Annotated in this window: 9 protein-coding genes; 3 read left to right on the forward strand and 6 right to left on the reverse strand. The window is 72.3% G+C overall.

Features of this window, described 5'->3' with window-relative positions; genetic code table 11:
• Positions 1-132: 132 nt before the first annotated feature.
• Together ACGFMP_RS33035 and ACGFMP_RS33040 are read left to right on the forward strand one after the other, a co-directional pair.
• The gene (locus ACGFMP_RS33035; protein ID WP_393677184.1) at positions 133-1,131 is read left to right on the forward strand and encodes a 2-hydroxyacid dehydrogenase; all 999 of its coding nucleotides are present in this window, start codon (positions 133-135) and stop codon (positions 1,129-1,131) included.
• 27 nt (positions 1,132-1,158) lie between these two features.
• Positions 1,159-2,184 carry an ATP-dependent 6-phosphofructokinase gene (locus ACGFMP_RS33040; protein WP_393677185.1) on the forward strand — a complete coding sequence of 342 codons (1,026 nt, stop codon included), beginning with the start codon at positions 1,159-1,161 and terminating at the stop codon, positions 2,182-2,184.
• Between the two features lie 16 nt (positions 2,185-2,200).
• Here the strand turns inward: ACGFMP_RS33040 and glgB are convergent, their stop codons facing one another.
• The 4 genes from glgB to ACGFMP_RS33060 form a co-directional block, all read right to left on the reverse strand.
• Complete coding sequence (gene glgB / locus ACGFMP_RS33045) at positions 2,201-4,831, reverse strand: 1,4-alpha-glucan branching protein GlgB (RefSeq protein WP_393677203.1); 2,631 nt, start codon at positions 4,829-4,831, stop codon at positions 2,201-2,203.
• Between the two features lie 125 nt (positions 4,832-4,956).
• Positions 4,957-6,462, reverse strand: a complete 1,506-nt coding sequence (locus tag ACGFMP_RS33050) for a maltokinase (RefSeq protein ID WP_393677187.1) — start codon at positions 6,460-6,462, stop codon at positions 4,957-4,959.
• Positions 6,463-6,822: 360 nt separating this feature from the next.
• Positions 6,823-8,523, reverse strand: a complete 1,701-nt coding sequence (treS, locus tag ACGFMP_RS33055) for a maltose alpha-D-glucosyltransferase (protein WP_393677189.1) — start codon at positions 8,521-8,523, stop codon at positions 6,823-6,825.
• Entirely contained in the window at positions 8,520-10,505 is a 1,986-nt protein-coding gene (locus ACGFMP_RS33060; RefSeq protein WP_393677191.1) for an alpha-1,4-glucan--maltose-1-phosphate maltosyltransferase, read from the reverse strand. The genes treS and ACGFMP_RS33060 overlap by 4 nt, the downstream gene beginning before the upstream one ends.
• A gap of 650 nt (positions 10,506-11,155) precedes the next feature.
• Between ACGFMP_RS33060 and glgP the strand changes: the two genes are divergently transcribed.
• The gene (gene glgP / locus ACGFMP_RS33065; protein ID WP_393677193.1) at positions 11,156-13,765 is read left to right on the forward strand and encodes an alpha-glucan family phosphorylase; all 2,610 of its coding nucleotides are present in this window, start codon (positions 11,156-11,158) and stop codon (positions 13,763-13,765) included.
• Between the two features lie 56 nt (positions 13,766-13,821).
• Here glgP and ACGFMP_RS33070 read toward each other — a convergent pair whose 3' ends face one another.
• Together ACGFMP_RS33070 and ACGFMP_RS33075 are read right to left on the reverse strand one after the other, a co-directional pair.
• Entirely contained in the window at positions 13,822-15,183 is a 1,362-nt protein-coding gene (locus ACGFMP_RS33070) for a DEAD/DEAH box helicase (protein ID WP_393677195.1), read from the reverse strand.
• A 105-nt stretch (positions 15,184-15,288) separates the two neighbouring features.
• Positions 15,289-15,492, reverse strand: a complete 204-nt coding sequence (locus ACGFMP_RS33075) for a cold-shock protein (RefSeq protein WP_329174503.1) — start codon at positions 15,490-15,492, stop codon at positions 15,289-15,291.
• Positions 15,493-15,875: the final 383 nt, after the last annotated feature.

Genomic DNA, 15,875 nt, shown 5'->3' on the forward strand with positions numbered 1-15,875 from the left:
GCCCGCGCGACGCCCGCCGAGGCCCCCGCGCACGCCGGGGCGGCCATTGCGGCGCCCCCCGGGTGCGGGCTGCCGGGGATCGCCGCACAGTGCACGTAGGGTGAAGGGCGAGCGAGCGAGGAGGGCCGTGCGATGGACGTCCTGGCCACCGGAGTGCAGCGCGACGAGCGGCCCCTGCTGGAGGCGGCGTTCGCCGGGCGGCACGAGATCCGCTGCATCGAGACCCCGCTGACCGCCGACACGCTGCCGCTGGCCGCCGGCTACGAGGCGGTCTCCACCAGCGTCAACGCGGTCCTGGACGCGCCGGTCCTGGAGGGCCTGGTGCGCGGCGGGACCCGGCTGGTCGCTCAGCGCTCCACCGGCTACAACAACATCGACCTGGCCCACGCCGAGCGCCTGGGCATGACCGTGGCGCGGGTCGCCGCCTACTCCCCGTACGCGGTCGCCGAATTCGCCTGGACCCTGGCGCTGGCCCTGAACCGCCGGATCGTCAGGGCCGCGAGCCGCACCCGCGACTTCGACTTCCGGCTCGACGGGCTGCTCGGCCGGGACTTCCACGACCGGACCGTCGGTGTCATCGGCACCGGCAGGATCGGCACCGCCTTCACCGCGATCGCCCGCGGTTTCGGCATGCGGCTGCTGGGCTGGGACATCACCCCGAACCCGGAGTGCGAGGAGCTCGGCATGCAGTACGTCGAGCTGGACAGGCTCTTCCGGGAGGCGGACCTGCTCACCCTGCACGTGCCGCTGATGCCGTCCACCCACCACCTGGTCGGCAGCAGGCGGCTGGCCGAGATGAAGGACGACGCGATCCTGATCAACACCAGCCGCGGCGCCCTCATCGACTCCACCGCCCTGGTGGAGACGCTGCGCGACGGCCGCCTCGGCGGGGTGGGCCTGGACGTCTACGAGGAGGAGGCGGGGGTCTTCTTCTACGACAAGTCGCTCGAGGTGATGACCGACGACGTCCTGGCCAGGCTGCTGACCTTCACCAACGTGCTGATCAGCTCGCACCAGGCCTACTACACGGTGGACGCCGTCGAGGAGATCGTCGCGGCGACGCTGCGCAATGTGAACGACTACGTGGCCGGCCGGATCACCGACAGCACCCTGATCCCGCGCAGCCCCTGACCCCCCCTTTCCTGGAGACACCCGCTCATGCGTATCGGAGTCCTCACCGCCGGCGGCGACTGCCCCGGCCTCAACGCCGTCATCCGGTCGGTCGTGCACCGGGCACTGACCGGCCACACGGACGAGGTCATCGGTTTCGAGGACGGTTTCGTCGGCCTGCTCGAAGGCCGCTTCCGCCCGCTCGACCTCAACTCCGTCAGCGGCATCCTGGCCCGCGGCGGCACCGTACTCGGCTCCGCCCGGCTCGAACGCGGCCGGCTGCGCGAGGCCGCGGACGGGGCGGACGACCTGTGCTCGCGCTACGGCATCGACGTCCTCATCCCCATCGGCGGCGAGGGCACGCTGACCGCCGCCCGGATGCTGTCGGACGCGGGGATGCCCGTCGTCGGCGTGCCCAAGACCATCGACAACGACATCAACGGCACCGACCGCACCTTCGGCTTCGACACCGCGGTCACCGTCGCCACCGAGGCGATCGACCGGCTCAAGACCACCGCGGAGTCCCATCAGCGGGTCATGGTCGTCGAGGTGATGGGCCGGCACGCCGGCTGGATCGCCCTGGAGGCCGGCATGGCCGGCGGCGCCCACGGGATCTGCGTCCCCGAGCGCCCCTTCGACCCCGCCGATTTGGTCGACATGGTCACCGAGCGCTTCGCCCGCGGCAAGAAGTTCGCCGTCATCTGCGTCGCCGAGGGCGCCCACCCGGCCAAGGACACGATGGAGTACGGCGTCGGCGAGATCGACAAGTTCGGCCACGAGCGCTTCAACGGCATCGGCACCACCCTGGCCCGCGAGCTGGAGCGCCGCCTGGGCAAGGAGGCCCGTCCGGTCATCCTCGGCCACGTCCAGCGCGGCGGTGTCCCCACCGCCTACGACCGGGTGCTCGCCACCCGCTTCGGCTGGCACGCCGTGGAAGCCGCCCACAAGGGCGCCTTCGGCCACATGACCGCCCTGCACGGCACCCGGATCGACATGGTCCCGCTGGCGGACGCGATCACCTACCTCAAGACGGTCCCCGAGGACCGCATGGAGGAGGCCGAGTCGGTGTTCTGACCCGGCCTCCCGCGGCTCAGGGCGTGTCGTCCCTGCGCAGCCAGACCGTGGACAGCGGGGGCAGCGTCAGGGTGACGCTGTGCGGGCGGCCCTGGTAGGGGGACGCCTCGGTCTTGATCTGGTCCGGGAGTGCCACGCCGCTGCCGCCGAAGCGCAGCTCGTCGGTGTTCAGCACCGGGGTCCACACCGCGGCCGGCGAGCCGAGCCGGTAGCCGTCCCTGACGACGGGGGAGAAGTTGCTGACGCACAGCAGCGGTTCGCCCGCCGCGTCGAGGCGGAGGAAGGCGAAGACGTTGTCCTCGCTCGCGCCGCCGTCGATCCACTCGAAGCCGCCCGGGTCGGTGTCGCGCTGCCACAGCGCGGGTGTGGCCGTGTAGACGGTGTTCAGCTCCCGCACCAGGTCACGCACCCCGCGGTGGTCGCCGGCCGCCGAGTAGCCCGGGTCCACCAGCCACCAGTCCGGGCCGCTCTCGTGCGACCACTCGGCGCCCTGGGCGAACTCCTGGCCCATGAACAGCAGCTGCTTGCCCGGGTGGGACCACATGAAGCCCAGGTAGGCGCGCTCGGTGGCGCGCTGCTGCCACCAGTCGCCCGGCACCTTGCTCACCAGCGCGCCCTTGCCGTGCACGACCTCGTCGTGCGAGATCGGCAGCACGTAGTTCTCGCTGTACGCGTACACCATCGAGAACGTCATCTCGTCGTGGTGGTATTTGCGGTGCACCGGCTCGTGGCCGATGTAGCCGAGCGAGTCGTGCATCCAGCCCATGTTCCACTTCAGGCCGAAGCCGAGGCCGCCGAAGCCGGTGTGGCCCACGTGGTGGGTGGCACGGGTGACGCCGTCCCAGGCGGTGGACTCCTCGGCGATCGTGATGACGCCGGGGCTGCGGCGGTAGACGGTGGCGTTCATCTCCTGCAGGAAGGCCACCGCGTCCAGGTTCTCCCGGCCGCCGTGGACGTTGGGCAGCCAGTCGCCGCCCTCGCGCGAGTAGTCGAGGTAGAGCATCGAGGCGACCGCGTCGACCCGCAGCCCGTCGATGTGGAAGTCCTCGCACCAGTACACGGCGTTGGCGACCAGGAAGTTGCGCACCTCGGTGCGGCCGAAGTCGAACTCCAGGGTGCCCCAGTCCGGGTGCTCCGCCCGCCGCGGGTCGGCAGGCTCGTACAGCGGCTCACCATCGAAGCGGGCCAGCGCCCAGTCGTCCTTGGGGAAGTGCGCGGGCACCCAGTCCATGATCACGCCGATGCCGGCCCGGTGCAGCGCGTCCACCAGGTACCGGAAGTCGTCGGGCGAGCCGAGCCGCGGCATCGGGGCGTAGTACGAGGTGACCTGGTAGCCCCAGGAGCCGCTGAAGGGGTGCCCGGCGACCGGCATCAGCTCCACGTGCGTGAAGCCCAGGTCCGCCACGTAGGCGGGCAGCTGCTCGGCCAGCTGCCGGTAGTCGAGGCCGGGCCGCCAGGACGGCAGGTGCACCTCGTAGACCGAGAAGGGCGCCCGGTGCACCGGGGTGTCGGCGCGGTGCGCCATCCACTCCGCGTCCTGCCACTCGTACGCCGACTCCGTGACCACGGAGGCGGTCGCGGGGGGCACCTCGCAGGCACGGGCCATCGGGTCGGCCTTCATGCCGTGCGAGCCGTCGGGGTGGGCGATGTCGTACTTGTACGCGGTGCCGGGGCCCACGCCGGGCACGAACAGCTCCCACACGCCGGAGGAGCCGAGCGAGCGCATCGGCAGCGAGGTGCCGTCCCAGAAGGTGAAGTCCGCGGCGAGGCGGACGCCGCGGGCGTTGGGCGCCCACACGGCGAACCGGGTCCCGGACACGCCCGCGTGGGTCATCGGCTCCGAGCCGAGCGCCTTCCACAGCTGCTCGTGGCGGCCCTCGCCGATGAGGTGGAGGTCGAGCTCGCCGAGCGACGGCAGGAAGCGGTAGGGGTCCTCGACCAGGATGTCCTCGGCCCCGTCGTAGGTCACCGCCAGGCGGTAGTCGGGGATCTCCCGCTGCGGGAGCAGCACGGAGAACAGGCCGTCCCCCTCGTGGGCCATGGCGACCCGCTCGGCGCCGGGGACGACCACCGCCACGGCGCGGGCGTACGGGCGCAGGGCGCGGATCCGCACCCCGTTCCCCTCCGGGTGCGCCCCGAGCAGCCCGTGCGGGTCGTGGTGCTCCCCGCTGAGCAGCCTGCGCCGGTCCTCGCCCGCGAGCGCGCCTTCGCCCTCCCGTGGACTCCCGGTGGTGCCTGCGGCCGCCGGCCGGGCGGGGGCGTCGTCGACTGTCCGCAGGGGGGTGGTGGGCCGGTCGGCCCGTTCGTCGCGGGGCTGCCGGGGGGCTTCGGGGGCGCGGGCGGCCGCCGGCCGTACCGGCTGCTCGCCGTCGCCGTCGTCGCCGGGCGGCCGGGAGCCCGCGGTCCGGTCGCGGTCGGGGACGGGTGCGGCCGCCGGCCGGGCGGAGGTGCCGGCGACGGTCCGCAGGGGGGTGGTGGGCTGGTCGCGCTGCTCGTCGCGGGGCTGCCGGGCGGCCTCGGAGGCGTGGGTGGCCGCCGGCCGTACGGGCTGCTCGCCGTCGTCGTGCCCCCGGGGCGCGCCCTCCGCTGAAGAGGGGGCGCCGGGAGGCTTGGGGGCTGTCCCCGAAGCCGCGGGATGAGGGGTCATGGCGTCGTAGCCGCGGGCCGCGGCCTCGGGGAGGGCGCCGTTTGCGGGATTCGGCTCTGAGGACGGGGTCACGGGCGGGATCTCCTCGGGCGGGTGCGGACGGTTCCGGCGGTTCATGGGACGCATCAGCGCGGCGCCGCCATGGACAGCCGGGCCAGTGCGGACAGCGGGATCGGGAGCCAGGCGGGCCGGTGGCGGGCTTCGTAGCGGGCCTCGTAGACGGCCTTGTCCGTCTCGAAGGCCCGTATCAGCACGGGCTGTTCGCGCGGGTCGTTGCCGGAGACGTCCGCGTAGCCCGAGCAGAACGCGTCCCGGTGCCTCGCCGCCCAGGGGCCGTTGCCGCTGTGGTGGGCGGCGTAGTCGAAGGACCGCAGCATGCCCGCCACGTCCTGCACCGGCGGCGCGGGCCTGCGGCGCTCGGCCAGCGGGCGGGCCGGCTCGCCCTCGAAGTCGATCAGCACCCACTCCCGGTCCGGCCCGCGCAGCGCCTGGCCGAGGTGGAGGTCGCCGTGGATGCGCTGGGCGGTGACCACCTGGCCGGGGAGCGTGCCGGCGCCGAGCTTGGCCAGGTCGTCGAAGGCGGACCTGAGCGCGTCGGCGTACGGGCGTACCGCGGGCACCTCCGCTGCCGTCTCGTCGAGCCTGCGGGCCATGCCGGCCGCGACCTGTTCGAGTGCCGCGCCGCCCAGCGCACGCACCGGCAGCGCGGCGGCGAGCGAGGCGTGCACCTCGGCGGTGGCGCGGCCGAGGGCCGCCGCCTCGGTGCGGAAATCGCCGTCCTCCGCCACCGAGGCCAGCGCGAGCGCCCAGCCGTCGGACGAGCCGGGCAGGAAGCGCTGGAGCACCCCGAGCGTGGTGGGCTCCTCCGCGGCGGGACCCGGCCCCGGCTCGAGCGACTCGAACCACGCGACGGGCTCGGCGACCCGCTGCGACCCGGCCCTGGCCAGGGCCAGCGACAGTTCGAGGTCCGGGTTGGTGCCGGGGGAGACGCGGCGGAAGAGCTTGAGGATGTACGCGTCGCCGTAGACCACCGAGGTGTTGGACTGCTCGGCGGTGGACACCCGGGGGGTCAGTCCGGCCGGGAAGACCGCGTGCGGCTCCGCGGTGAAGCGCAGCCGCCCGGTGCGGCCGGGCAGCCGGAGCCGTTCGAGCAGCAGCGCGGCGAGGCGGGGGTCGTGCGGGGCGTCGTAGAGGGTCAGGCCGTCGTAGGGCCCGCCGACGGCCGGGCCAAGCGCGGTGCGCACCAGGGCGGAGGGCAGCAGCGGATGCGCGCCGAGCAGCAGTTGGTAGCAGTCCGCGGGCCTGCCCGGCTGCTCGACGTCGACCAGCACGTGCAGCAGCCCGACCGGTCCTGACCGGCCCCCTGGCGGCATCAGCTCGGTGGCCGAGGCCAGCCGGAAGCCGCCGATGGGCAGGCCTTTGCCGGCGAACCAGCGCTGCCGGGGCAGCCAGCCGCGCAGCAGCGGTTCGAGCGAGCGCAGCAGTCCGGGCGCCGCGTCGCGCCCGCCGAACGAGGGCGCGGGCGGCGGGGCGGCCGCGGGAGTTGCGGGAGCGGCCGAGGAGGGCCGCTCCGCGGGGGAGACGGGTGGGACGGGAACGGGGGGGACACGGGTCCAGGAGCTGTCCGACATGACGTCCTTTCCCCGGGGAGTCGCGCACCCGGCCGCCTCTTCGAGCGGCAGGGGCGCCAGCCTCCCGGATGACGGGTTCGGGCTGTCCGGCGACACGGGGAGCCTGCCCCGGGCGGGTGACAGGAAACCGCCGTACGGCCCGCCCGCGTAACGTTCCGGTTGCCACTTCGCGCACCGGTCGTGCGGTCGGCTCAGGCGGAGCCCGGGATACTGCGAACGGGGTACGTCCGGGTAAGTCCGATTACGCAAGAGTGCGTCCGGATACCTCTGGATACTGCCAAAGGTGCGTCAGGCCCGCGACTCGGGCGCGCTACCGGGGTCCTTCGGGCGCGGGGGGCCGGACCTGCCGGCCCCCCGCCGTCATGACGGGTTGCGGCGCAGCCGGAACCAGTAGAAGCCGTGGCCCGCGAGGGTGAGCAGGTACGGCAGTTGGCCGATCGCCGGGAAGCGGACCCCGCCGATCAGCTCCACCGGGTGCCGGCCCGCGTAGCGGCGCAGGTCCAGCTCGGTGGGCTGGGCGAACCTGGAGAAGTTGTTCACGCACAGCACGAGGTCGTCGCCGTCCTCCCGCAGGAAGGCCAGCACGGCGGGGTTGCTGGACGGCAGCTCGGTGTACGAGCCCAGGCCGAACGCGCGGTTCTGCTTGCGGATCTCGATCATCCGCCGGGTCCAGTGCAGCAGCGAGCTGGGTGAGCTCATCTGCGCCTCGACGTTGGTGACCTGGTAGCCGTAGACCGGGTCCATGATGGTCGGCAGGAAGAGCCGTCCGGGGTCGCTGGAGGAGAACCCGGCATTGCGGTCGGGCGTCCACTGCATCGGGGTGCGCACGCCGTCCCGGTCGCCCAGCCAGATGTTGTCGCCCATGCCGATCTCGTCGCCGTAGTAGAGAATGGGCGAGCCGGGCAGGGACAGCAGCAGGGCGGTGAACAGCTCGATCTGGTTGCGGTCGTTGTCGAGCAGCGGGGCGAGCCGACGGCGGATGCCGATGTTCGCCCGCATCCGCGGATCCTTGGCGTACTCCGAGTACATGTAGTCGCGTTCTTCGTCGGTGACCATTTCGAGGGTCAGCTCGTCGTGGTTCCGCAGGAAGATGCCCCACTGGCAGCTGTCGGGGATGGCCGGGGTCTTGGCCAGGATCTCCGACACCGGGTAGCGGGACTCACGGCGTACCGCCATGAAGATGCGCGGCATGACGGGGAAGTGGAAGGCCATGTGGCATTCGTCGCCGCCCTTGTGGAAGTCGCCGAAGTAGTCGACGACGTCCTCGGGCCACTGGTTGGCCTCGGCCAGCAGCACGGTGTCCGGGTACTGGGCGTCGATCTCGGCGCGCACCTTCTTCAGGAAGTCGTGGGTGCGCGGCAGGTTCTCGCAGTTGGTTCCCTCCTGCTGGTACAGATAGGGCACCGCGTCGAGCCGGAAGCCGTCGATCCCCAGGTCGAGCCAGAAGCGCAGCGCGGCCAGGATCTCCTCCTGCACCTGCGGGTTCTCGTAGTTGAGGTCCGGTTGGTGCGAGAAGAACCGGTGCCAGTAGTACTGCTTGCGCACCGGGTCGAAGGTCCAGTTGGACGCCTCGGTGTCGACGAAGATGACCCGGGCGTCGGGGAACTGCTTGTCGTCGTCCGCCCAGGTGTAGTAGTCGCCGTAGGGGCCTTCGGGGTCGCTGCGGGACTGCTGGAACCACTCGTGCTGGTCGCTCGTGTGGTTCATGACGAAGTCGATGATCACGCGCATGCCGCGCTGGTGGGCGGCATCCACGAATTCCACGAAATCCGCGAGGTCGCCGAATTCCGGGAGCACGGCGGTGTAGTCGGCGACGTCGTAGCCGCCGTCGCGCAGTGGGGAGGCGAAGAACGGCGGCAGCCACAGGCAGTCGACGCCCAGCCATTGCAGGTAGTCGAGTTTGGCGGTGATGCCCTTCAGGTCGCCGACACCGTCGCCGTTGCTGTCCTGGAAGGAGCGGACGAGGACTTCGTAGAACACCGCCCGTTTGAACCAGTCGGGATCACGGTCCTTGGCCGGGGTGTCCTCGAAGGTGTCAGGGACGGGTTCGTTGACGATCAACTGAGTGACCCTCCGATCGATGGAGACGGTCGCAGCGACAGGACGTGCGCGGGCGCACGGCCCGGCTCAAGGCGCACATAGTTGTCTCTGCCCCAGTGGTAGGTCTCACCGGTGAGCGCGTCGCGCACCGGGAAGGACTCGTGCCAGGAGAGGCCGAGTTCCGGCATGTTCAACGACACGGTGGCCTCCTGGGTGTGGAACGGGTCCAGGTTGACGACCACCAGTACGACGTCGTCGCCGCGGCGCTTGGAAAACGCCAGCACCGCGTCGTTGTCCACCGGGTGGAATGTGATGTCCCGCAGCTGCTGGAGCGCCGGATGACGGCGGCGCAACCGGTTGAGGGTGGTGATCAGGGGGGCCAGCGAGCGCCCCTCGGCCTCGGCCGCCGCCCAGTCGCGGGGCCGCAGTTCGTACTTCTCCGAGTGCAGGTACTCCTCACTCCCGGGCTTGGCGGGGTCCGCCTCGCACAGTTCGAAGCCCGCGTAGACGCCCCAGCTGGGGGACAGGGTCGCCGCGAGCACGGCCCTGACCTCGAAGGCCGGGCGGCCGCCGTGCTGGAGGTAGGCGTGCAGGATGTCCGGGGTGTTGACGAAGAAGTTCGGCCGCATCCAGGCCGCCTTCTCGCCGCTGAGCTCCCGCATGTAGTCGGCGAGCTCGCCCTTGCCCGTACGCCAGGTGAAGTAGGTGTACGACTGCTGGAAGCCGACCTGCCCCAGAGCGCTCATCATGGCCGGGCGGGTGAAGGCCTCGGCCAGGAAGATCACGTCGGGGTGGGTGCGGTTGATGTCGGCGATGACCTTCTCCCAGAAGACGACCGGCTTGGTGTGCGGGTTGTCGACCCGGAAGATCCGCACCCCGTGCGCCATCCAGTGCCGCAGCACCCGCAGCGTCTCCCGGACGATGCCGGGGAAGTCCTCGTCGAAGGCCACCGGGTAGATGTCCTGGTACTTCTTCGGCGGGTTCTCCGCGTACGCGATCGTGCCGTCCGCCCGGTGCGCGAACCACTCCGGGTGCTTGGCCACCCACGGGTGGTCGGGGGAGCACTGGAGCGCGAAGTCCAGCGCGATCTCCAGCCGCAGCTCCTTGGCCGTGGCCACGAAGTGGTCGAAGTCCTCGATCGTGCCCAGCTCGGGGTGGATGGCGTCGTGCCCGCCCTCGGGGGAGCCGATCGCCCAGGGCGAGCCCACGTCGTCGGGGCCCGCCGTCAGGGTGTTGTCGCGGCCCTTGCGGAAGGCTGAGCCGATCGGGTGGATCGGCGGCAGGTAGACCACGTCGAAGCCCATCGCGGCGATCGCGGGCAGCCGCTCGGCCGCGGTGCGGAAGGTGCCGTGCCGGGGCGGCGCGCCCTCCTTGACCACCGCGCCCTCCGAGCGCGGGAAGAACTCGTACCAGGACCCGAAGAGCGCCCGCTCCCGCTCCACGTGCAGCGGCAGCGGCCGCGAGGCGCTGACCAGTTCGCGCAGCGGGAAGCGGTCGAGCACCCCGACGACCTCGGGCGTCAGCGCCGCCGCGTGCCGCGCGCCGACCGGCCGCGCGACATCCCGCAGCGCGTCGGCCGCGGCCAGCACCGCGGCCCGCCCGTCGCTCTTGGGCACCCCGGCCGCCGCCCGCTCGTAGAGCAGCGCGCCCTCGGCCAGCACCAGGTCGGTGTCGATGCCGGCCGGGATCTTGATGCCCGCCGTGTGCCGCCAGGTCGCGACCGGGTCGGACCAGGCCTCCACCGCGTAGGACCAGCGGCCCTCCGCGGTGGGCGTGACCAGGGCGCCCCAGCGGTCGCTGCCGGGCTCCAGTTCGCGCATCGGGGTCCACGGTCCCGACCTGCCCGCCGGGTCGCGCAGCACCACGTTGGCGGCGACCGCGTCATGGCCCTCCCGGAACACGGTGGCCGTCACCTCGAAGGTCTCTCCCACCACCGCCTTGGCCGGGCGGCGGCCGCAGTCGACCAGCGGCCGGACATCGAGAACGGGAATGCGACCGATCAATTTCCTCACCTGACAGCGCTGGGTACGGGACGACGACTTCCGCTCTTTTTAACTGTTCTTGGCGTTGTCGGCCTGCCTGCGGGGCCGCGGCCCACCGCGATCACCCTTGTGGCGGTGGCAGGGCCGTACGGGTGCTCTCGGCAGGGCCGGATCAGCCGTTCGGGTGCTGTGTACCGAGGAGCCTGCCCACCGTCGGGCGGCGAAACGCACCGCCTGACGGCGCATCGGGAGCGCGCCCCCAATGCTCTGATCCGTGCGCCCGCGACCTGGGCGGGCGCCGGAGCGGCCACACGTCCGGGGCGTCCCGGCAGGTCCGGTTTCGTACCCCCCTGCGCGCCCCGGAATGCGCCCCCGCGTACGCCCCAGGCGGACGCGGAGCCGCAGTTGTGCTCCCTGCGGGCCGTGTGATCCAAGCCATCAGGATCGCACCCGGCGGCCGCGTGTGCACGGCTCTCGGCAGGCCTGACCGGCGGCCCGGCACGCGCGACACCCCGGCGACATTTGCCTGTCGCCTCTCGTACACAAGACTGAACGCGCCCGCGTTCGCGCACCGGTCACGCTCACTCCGGTGAGCCGCCGTTCGAGCGTTTGAACCACCGGATCGGGGACAGGACCCGCGGCTCAAGGGCCCGCCGGGCTACGGTCGAAGGGTGAAGGCTATCCGTCGATTCACCGTGCGCACCGTCCTGCCGGAACCTCTGCGCCCGCTGGGGGGTCTGGCCCAGAACCTCCGCTGGTCGTGGCACCAGGAGACCAGGGAGCTATTCCAGAGCGTCGACCCCGAGGGCTGGCGGGCGGCCCAAGGCGACCCCGTACGGCTGCTCGGCGCCGTCGGCAAGGACCGGCTCGCCGCGCTCGCCGGCGACCGCCGCTTCCTGCGCCGCCTCACCGCGGTCGCGGAGGACCTCGCCGACTACACCGGCAGCCCCCGCTGGTATCAGGAGCAGACCGACCTGCCCGCCGCCATCGCCTACTTCTCACCCGAGTTCGGCATCACCTTCGCCCTGCCGCAGTATTCGGGCGGCCTCGGGATCCTCGCAGGAGACCACCTCAAGGCCGCGAGCGACCTCGGCGTCCCGCTGATCGGCGTCGGCCTGCTCTACCGGCACGGCTACTTCCGCCAGACCCTCTCCCGCGAGGGCTGGCAGCAGGAGCAGTACCCGGTGCTCGACCCCAACTCCCTGCCCGTCACCCCGCTGCGCGAGGCCGACGGCACCCCCGCCCGGATAAGCCTGGTGCTGCCCGGCGGCCGGGCGCTGCACGCCAGGATCTGGAAGGCCCAGGTCGGCCGGGTGCCGCTGCTGCTGCTCGACTCCGACGTCGAGGGCAACCAGGCCGCGGAGCGCGATGTCACCGACCGGCTCTACGGCGGCGGCAGCGAACACCGGCTGCTGCAGGAGATGCTGCTGGGCATCGGCGGTGTCCGCGCCGTCCGCGCCTACTGCCGGATCACCGGCCACCCCGAGCCCGAGGTCTTCCACACCAACGAGGGCCACGCCGGCTTCCTCGGCCTCGAGCGCATCCGCGAGCTGTCCCTCGAAGGCCTCGACTTCGACGCGGCGCTCGAAGCGGTCAGGGCAGGCACCGTCTTCACCACCCACACCCCGGTGCCGGCCGGCATCGACCGCTTCGACCGCGAACTGGTCGCCCGCCACCTCGGCGACGGCGGCGAGCTGTCCGGCGTCGACACCGGGCGCATCCTCGAACTGGGCATGGAGACGCACAGGGGCGGCGACCCGAACCTGTTCAACATGGCCGTCATGGGCCTGCGCCTCGCGCAGCGCGCCAACGGCGTGTCCACCCTGCACGGCGCCGTCAGCCGGGAGATGTTCGCCGGCCTGTGGCCAGGATTCGACCCCGAGGACGTCCCCATCACGTCCATCACCAACGGGGTGCACGCGCCCACCTGGGTCGCCCCCGAGGTGCTGCGGATGGCCGCCAAGCAGATCGGCGTGCAGCGCGCGGAGGACGCGCTGATGATCGGCGGCACCGACCGCTGGGAGGCGATCGGCGGCATCCCCGACACCGCCGTGTGGGAGCTGCGCAGGGAACTGCGCGAGCAGCTCGTCGAGGACGTGCGCCGCCGGCTGCGGGCCTCCTGGCGGCAGCGCGGGGCAGGCGAGGCCGAACTCGGCTGGACCGACCACGTCCTCGACCCCGACATCCTCACCATCGGCTTCGCCCGCCGGGTCCCCTCCTACAAGCGGCTCACCCTGATGCTGCGCGACCAGGACCGGCTGATGGAGCTGCTGCTGCACCCCGACCGGCCGATCCAGATCGTCGTCGCCGGCAAGGCGCACCCCGCGGACGACAGCGGCAAGCGGCTGGTGCAGGAGCTGGTCCGCTTCACCGACGACCCCCGGGTACGGCACCGCATCGTCTTCCTGCCCGACTACGACATGCGCATGGCGCGGCTGCTCTACCCCGGCTGCGACGTCTGGCTCAACAACCCGCTGCGCCCGCTGGAGGCGTGCGGCACCTCAGGCATGAAGGCCGCGCTCAACGGCTGCCTGAACCTGTCGGTGCTGGACGGCTGGTGGGACGAGTGGTTCGACGGTGACAACGGCTGGGCGATCCCCACGGCCGACGGCATCACCGACGAGGACCGGCGCGACGAGCTGGAGGCAGCGGCGCTCTACGACCTGCTGGAGAACCAGGTCGCCCCGCGCTTCTACGACCACGGCTCGCGCGGGCTGCCGCAGCGCTGGATCGAGATGGTCCGGCACACCCTGGCCACCCTGGGACCCAAGGTGCTGGCCGGACGCATGGTGCGGGACTACGTCACCCGGCTGTACGCGCCCGCCGCGCGCTCGCACCGGGCCATACAGGGGCCCGCCGCGGTCGAGCTGGCGGAGTGGAAGAGCCGGGTACGCCGCCAGTGGCCGCAGGTGTCGGTGGACCATGTGGAGACCGACTCCGTCGAGGGCACCCCGGAGCTGGGCTCCACCCTCACCCTGCGCACCCAGATCAGCCTGGGCGGCCTCGACCCCGCCGACGTCGACGTGCAGTTGCTGTCCGGCCGCGTCGACACGGCGGACCGGCTGGCCTCGCCCACCGTCCAGTCACTCAAGCCGACCGGCCGCGCGGACATCTCGGGCCGCCACTCCTACGAGGGCCCCCTCACCCTCGACCGCACCGGCTCCTTCGGCTACACCGTCCGGGTCCTCCCGGCCCACCCCCTGCTCGCCACCCCGGCGGAACAGGGCCTGGTGGCCGTCCCACCCGAGGCCACCGGCATGACCGCCGGCATCCTCCGGTAGCCCGGCGCGAGGAGGCGGGGCCGGGCCGCGGACGGCCGGGCCCCGCGTCCGGACGGTCAGGCGGCGCGGCGGCCGCCGGTACCGCGGGCGCGGCGTCCCGCGGCACCGCCGCGGCCCGCGGCGGCACCGGGGCCGGTGCGGCGCCCGGCCGGGTTGGTCCCCGGCCGGCGTCGCGGCTGGGCGGCCGGCGCGGGCGCCGGCTGCTCGGGAGCCGCGGGAAGGGAGACGGGCGTGCCGGACGGCTTGCGGGCGCCGGTGATACGGACCAGGTCCGGGTCACCGGGGCGGACCCGGGCGGTCGCGGGGCGGATCCCGGCCTGGGCCATCAGCCGCGCGTTCTCCCGGCGCTGCTCGGGCAGCACCAGGGTGATCACGGTCCCGGACTCGCCGGCGCGGGCGGTCCGCCCGCCGCGGTGCAGGTAGTCCTTGGCCTCGGTCGGCGGGTCGACGTTGACGACCATGTCCAGGCCCTCGATGTGGATGCCGCGTGCGGCGACGTTCGTCGCGATGAGGGCGTCGGCGGTGCCGGTACGGAACTGGTCGAGTGCGCGGTTGCGCTGCGGCTGCGACTTGCCGCCGTGCAGGGCCACCGCGCGTACGCCCTGGCCGAGCAGGTGCTTGGTGAGCCGGTCGGCGCCCCGCTTGGTGCCGACGAACATGATCACCCCGCCCTTGCGGGCGGCGATCTCCGCGGTGACCGCCCGCTTGGTGGCCTCGTCGACATGCAGCACGTGGTGCTCCATGGTGGTGACGGTCGCCGACGAGGGGTCCACGGAGTGGGTCACGGGGGCGTCGAGGAACCGCTTGACGAGCTTGTCGACATTGCGGTCGAGGGTGGCCGAGAACAGCATCCGCTGCCCGTCCGGCCGCACCTGTTCGAGCAGCCGGGTGACCTGCGGCAGGAAGCCCATGTCGGCCATCTGGTCGGCCTCGTCCAGTACGGTCACCGCGACCCGGTCCAGCGCGCAGGCCCGCCGCTCGATGAGGTCCGCGAGCCGCCCGGGCGTCGCGACCAGCACCTCGGCGCCGGCCTTGAGCGCGGCGGTCTGCTTGTTGATCGACGAGCCGCCGACGACCGCGGTGATCCGCAGGCCCAGCACCTTCGCGTACGGGTCGAGCGCCTCGGTGACCTGCCCGGCCAGCTCACGGGTGGGCACCAGCACCAGCGCCAGCGGACGCCTGGCCTCGGCCCGCCGCCCGGCGGCCTTCGTCCTGGTCAGCAGGGGCAGCCCGAACGCCAGGGTCTTGCCGGAGCCGGTCCTGCCGCGGCCCAGCACGTCCCGCCCGGCCAGCGAGTCCGGCAGCGTGGCGGCCTGGATCGGGAAAGGCTCGGTCACCCCGTTGGCTGCCAGGGCGGCGACGAGCGCCGGGTCCAGCGGCAGCTGGGAGAAGAGCGTGACGGGTGACACAGGTGACACGGGCGTTTCCTTCCTCGGGCCGCCGGTGCGGCGGCAGCATGCGAGAGGCCCGCACCGTGCGGTGCGGGCCTCCCAAGACCGGGCACAGCGGCCCGGTGACGCCGGTCAGAGCGCCCGGATCTTCTCCGCCTGCGGACCCTTCTGGCCCTGGGTGACCTCGAACTCGACCTTCTGGCCTTCGAGCAGCTCGCGGTAACCCTGCGACTCGATGTTCGAGTAGTGGGCGAAGACGTCGGAGCCGCCGCCGTCCTGCTCGATGAAGCCGAAGCCCTTTTCCGAGTTGAACCACTTCACGGTTCCGGTAGCCATATCCATCTCCTACTGGGGGGGCAGTTTCCAGATCCGCACTGTACGGATCCGGGTCGCTGTAGATGATCACCCCACACCGGAGAACTCCGGTAAAAACAAAAGTGCGCCCGGGGATCGCAATCATCCAGGCGCACGCAAAGTTCTGGGTACCACAACTGCAACAGGCCCCACCCTACCAGATCGGCACCGGGGTCGCCCGGACCGGCCGTGCAGGGCCGGTCCGGGCGTGTTCCCCCCTCTCGGGCGGAACAGCGGGTGTGCGCCGGTGTCGGTTCAGCTGACGTTGACGGCGGTGTCGTCGATCAGGAAGGAGGTGGCGAGTGAGGTGTCCTCGGTGCCGGTGAACTTCAGGGCGATGGTCTGGCCGATGTAGGGGGTGAGGC

The organism is Streptomyces sp. NPDC049040 (assembly GCF_043197715.1).
In the GTDB taxonomy this organism is placed as follows: Bacteria; Actinomycetota; Actinomycetes; order Streptomycetales; family Streptomycetaceae; genus Actinacidiphila.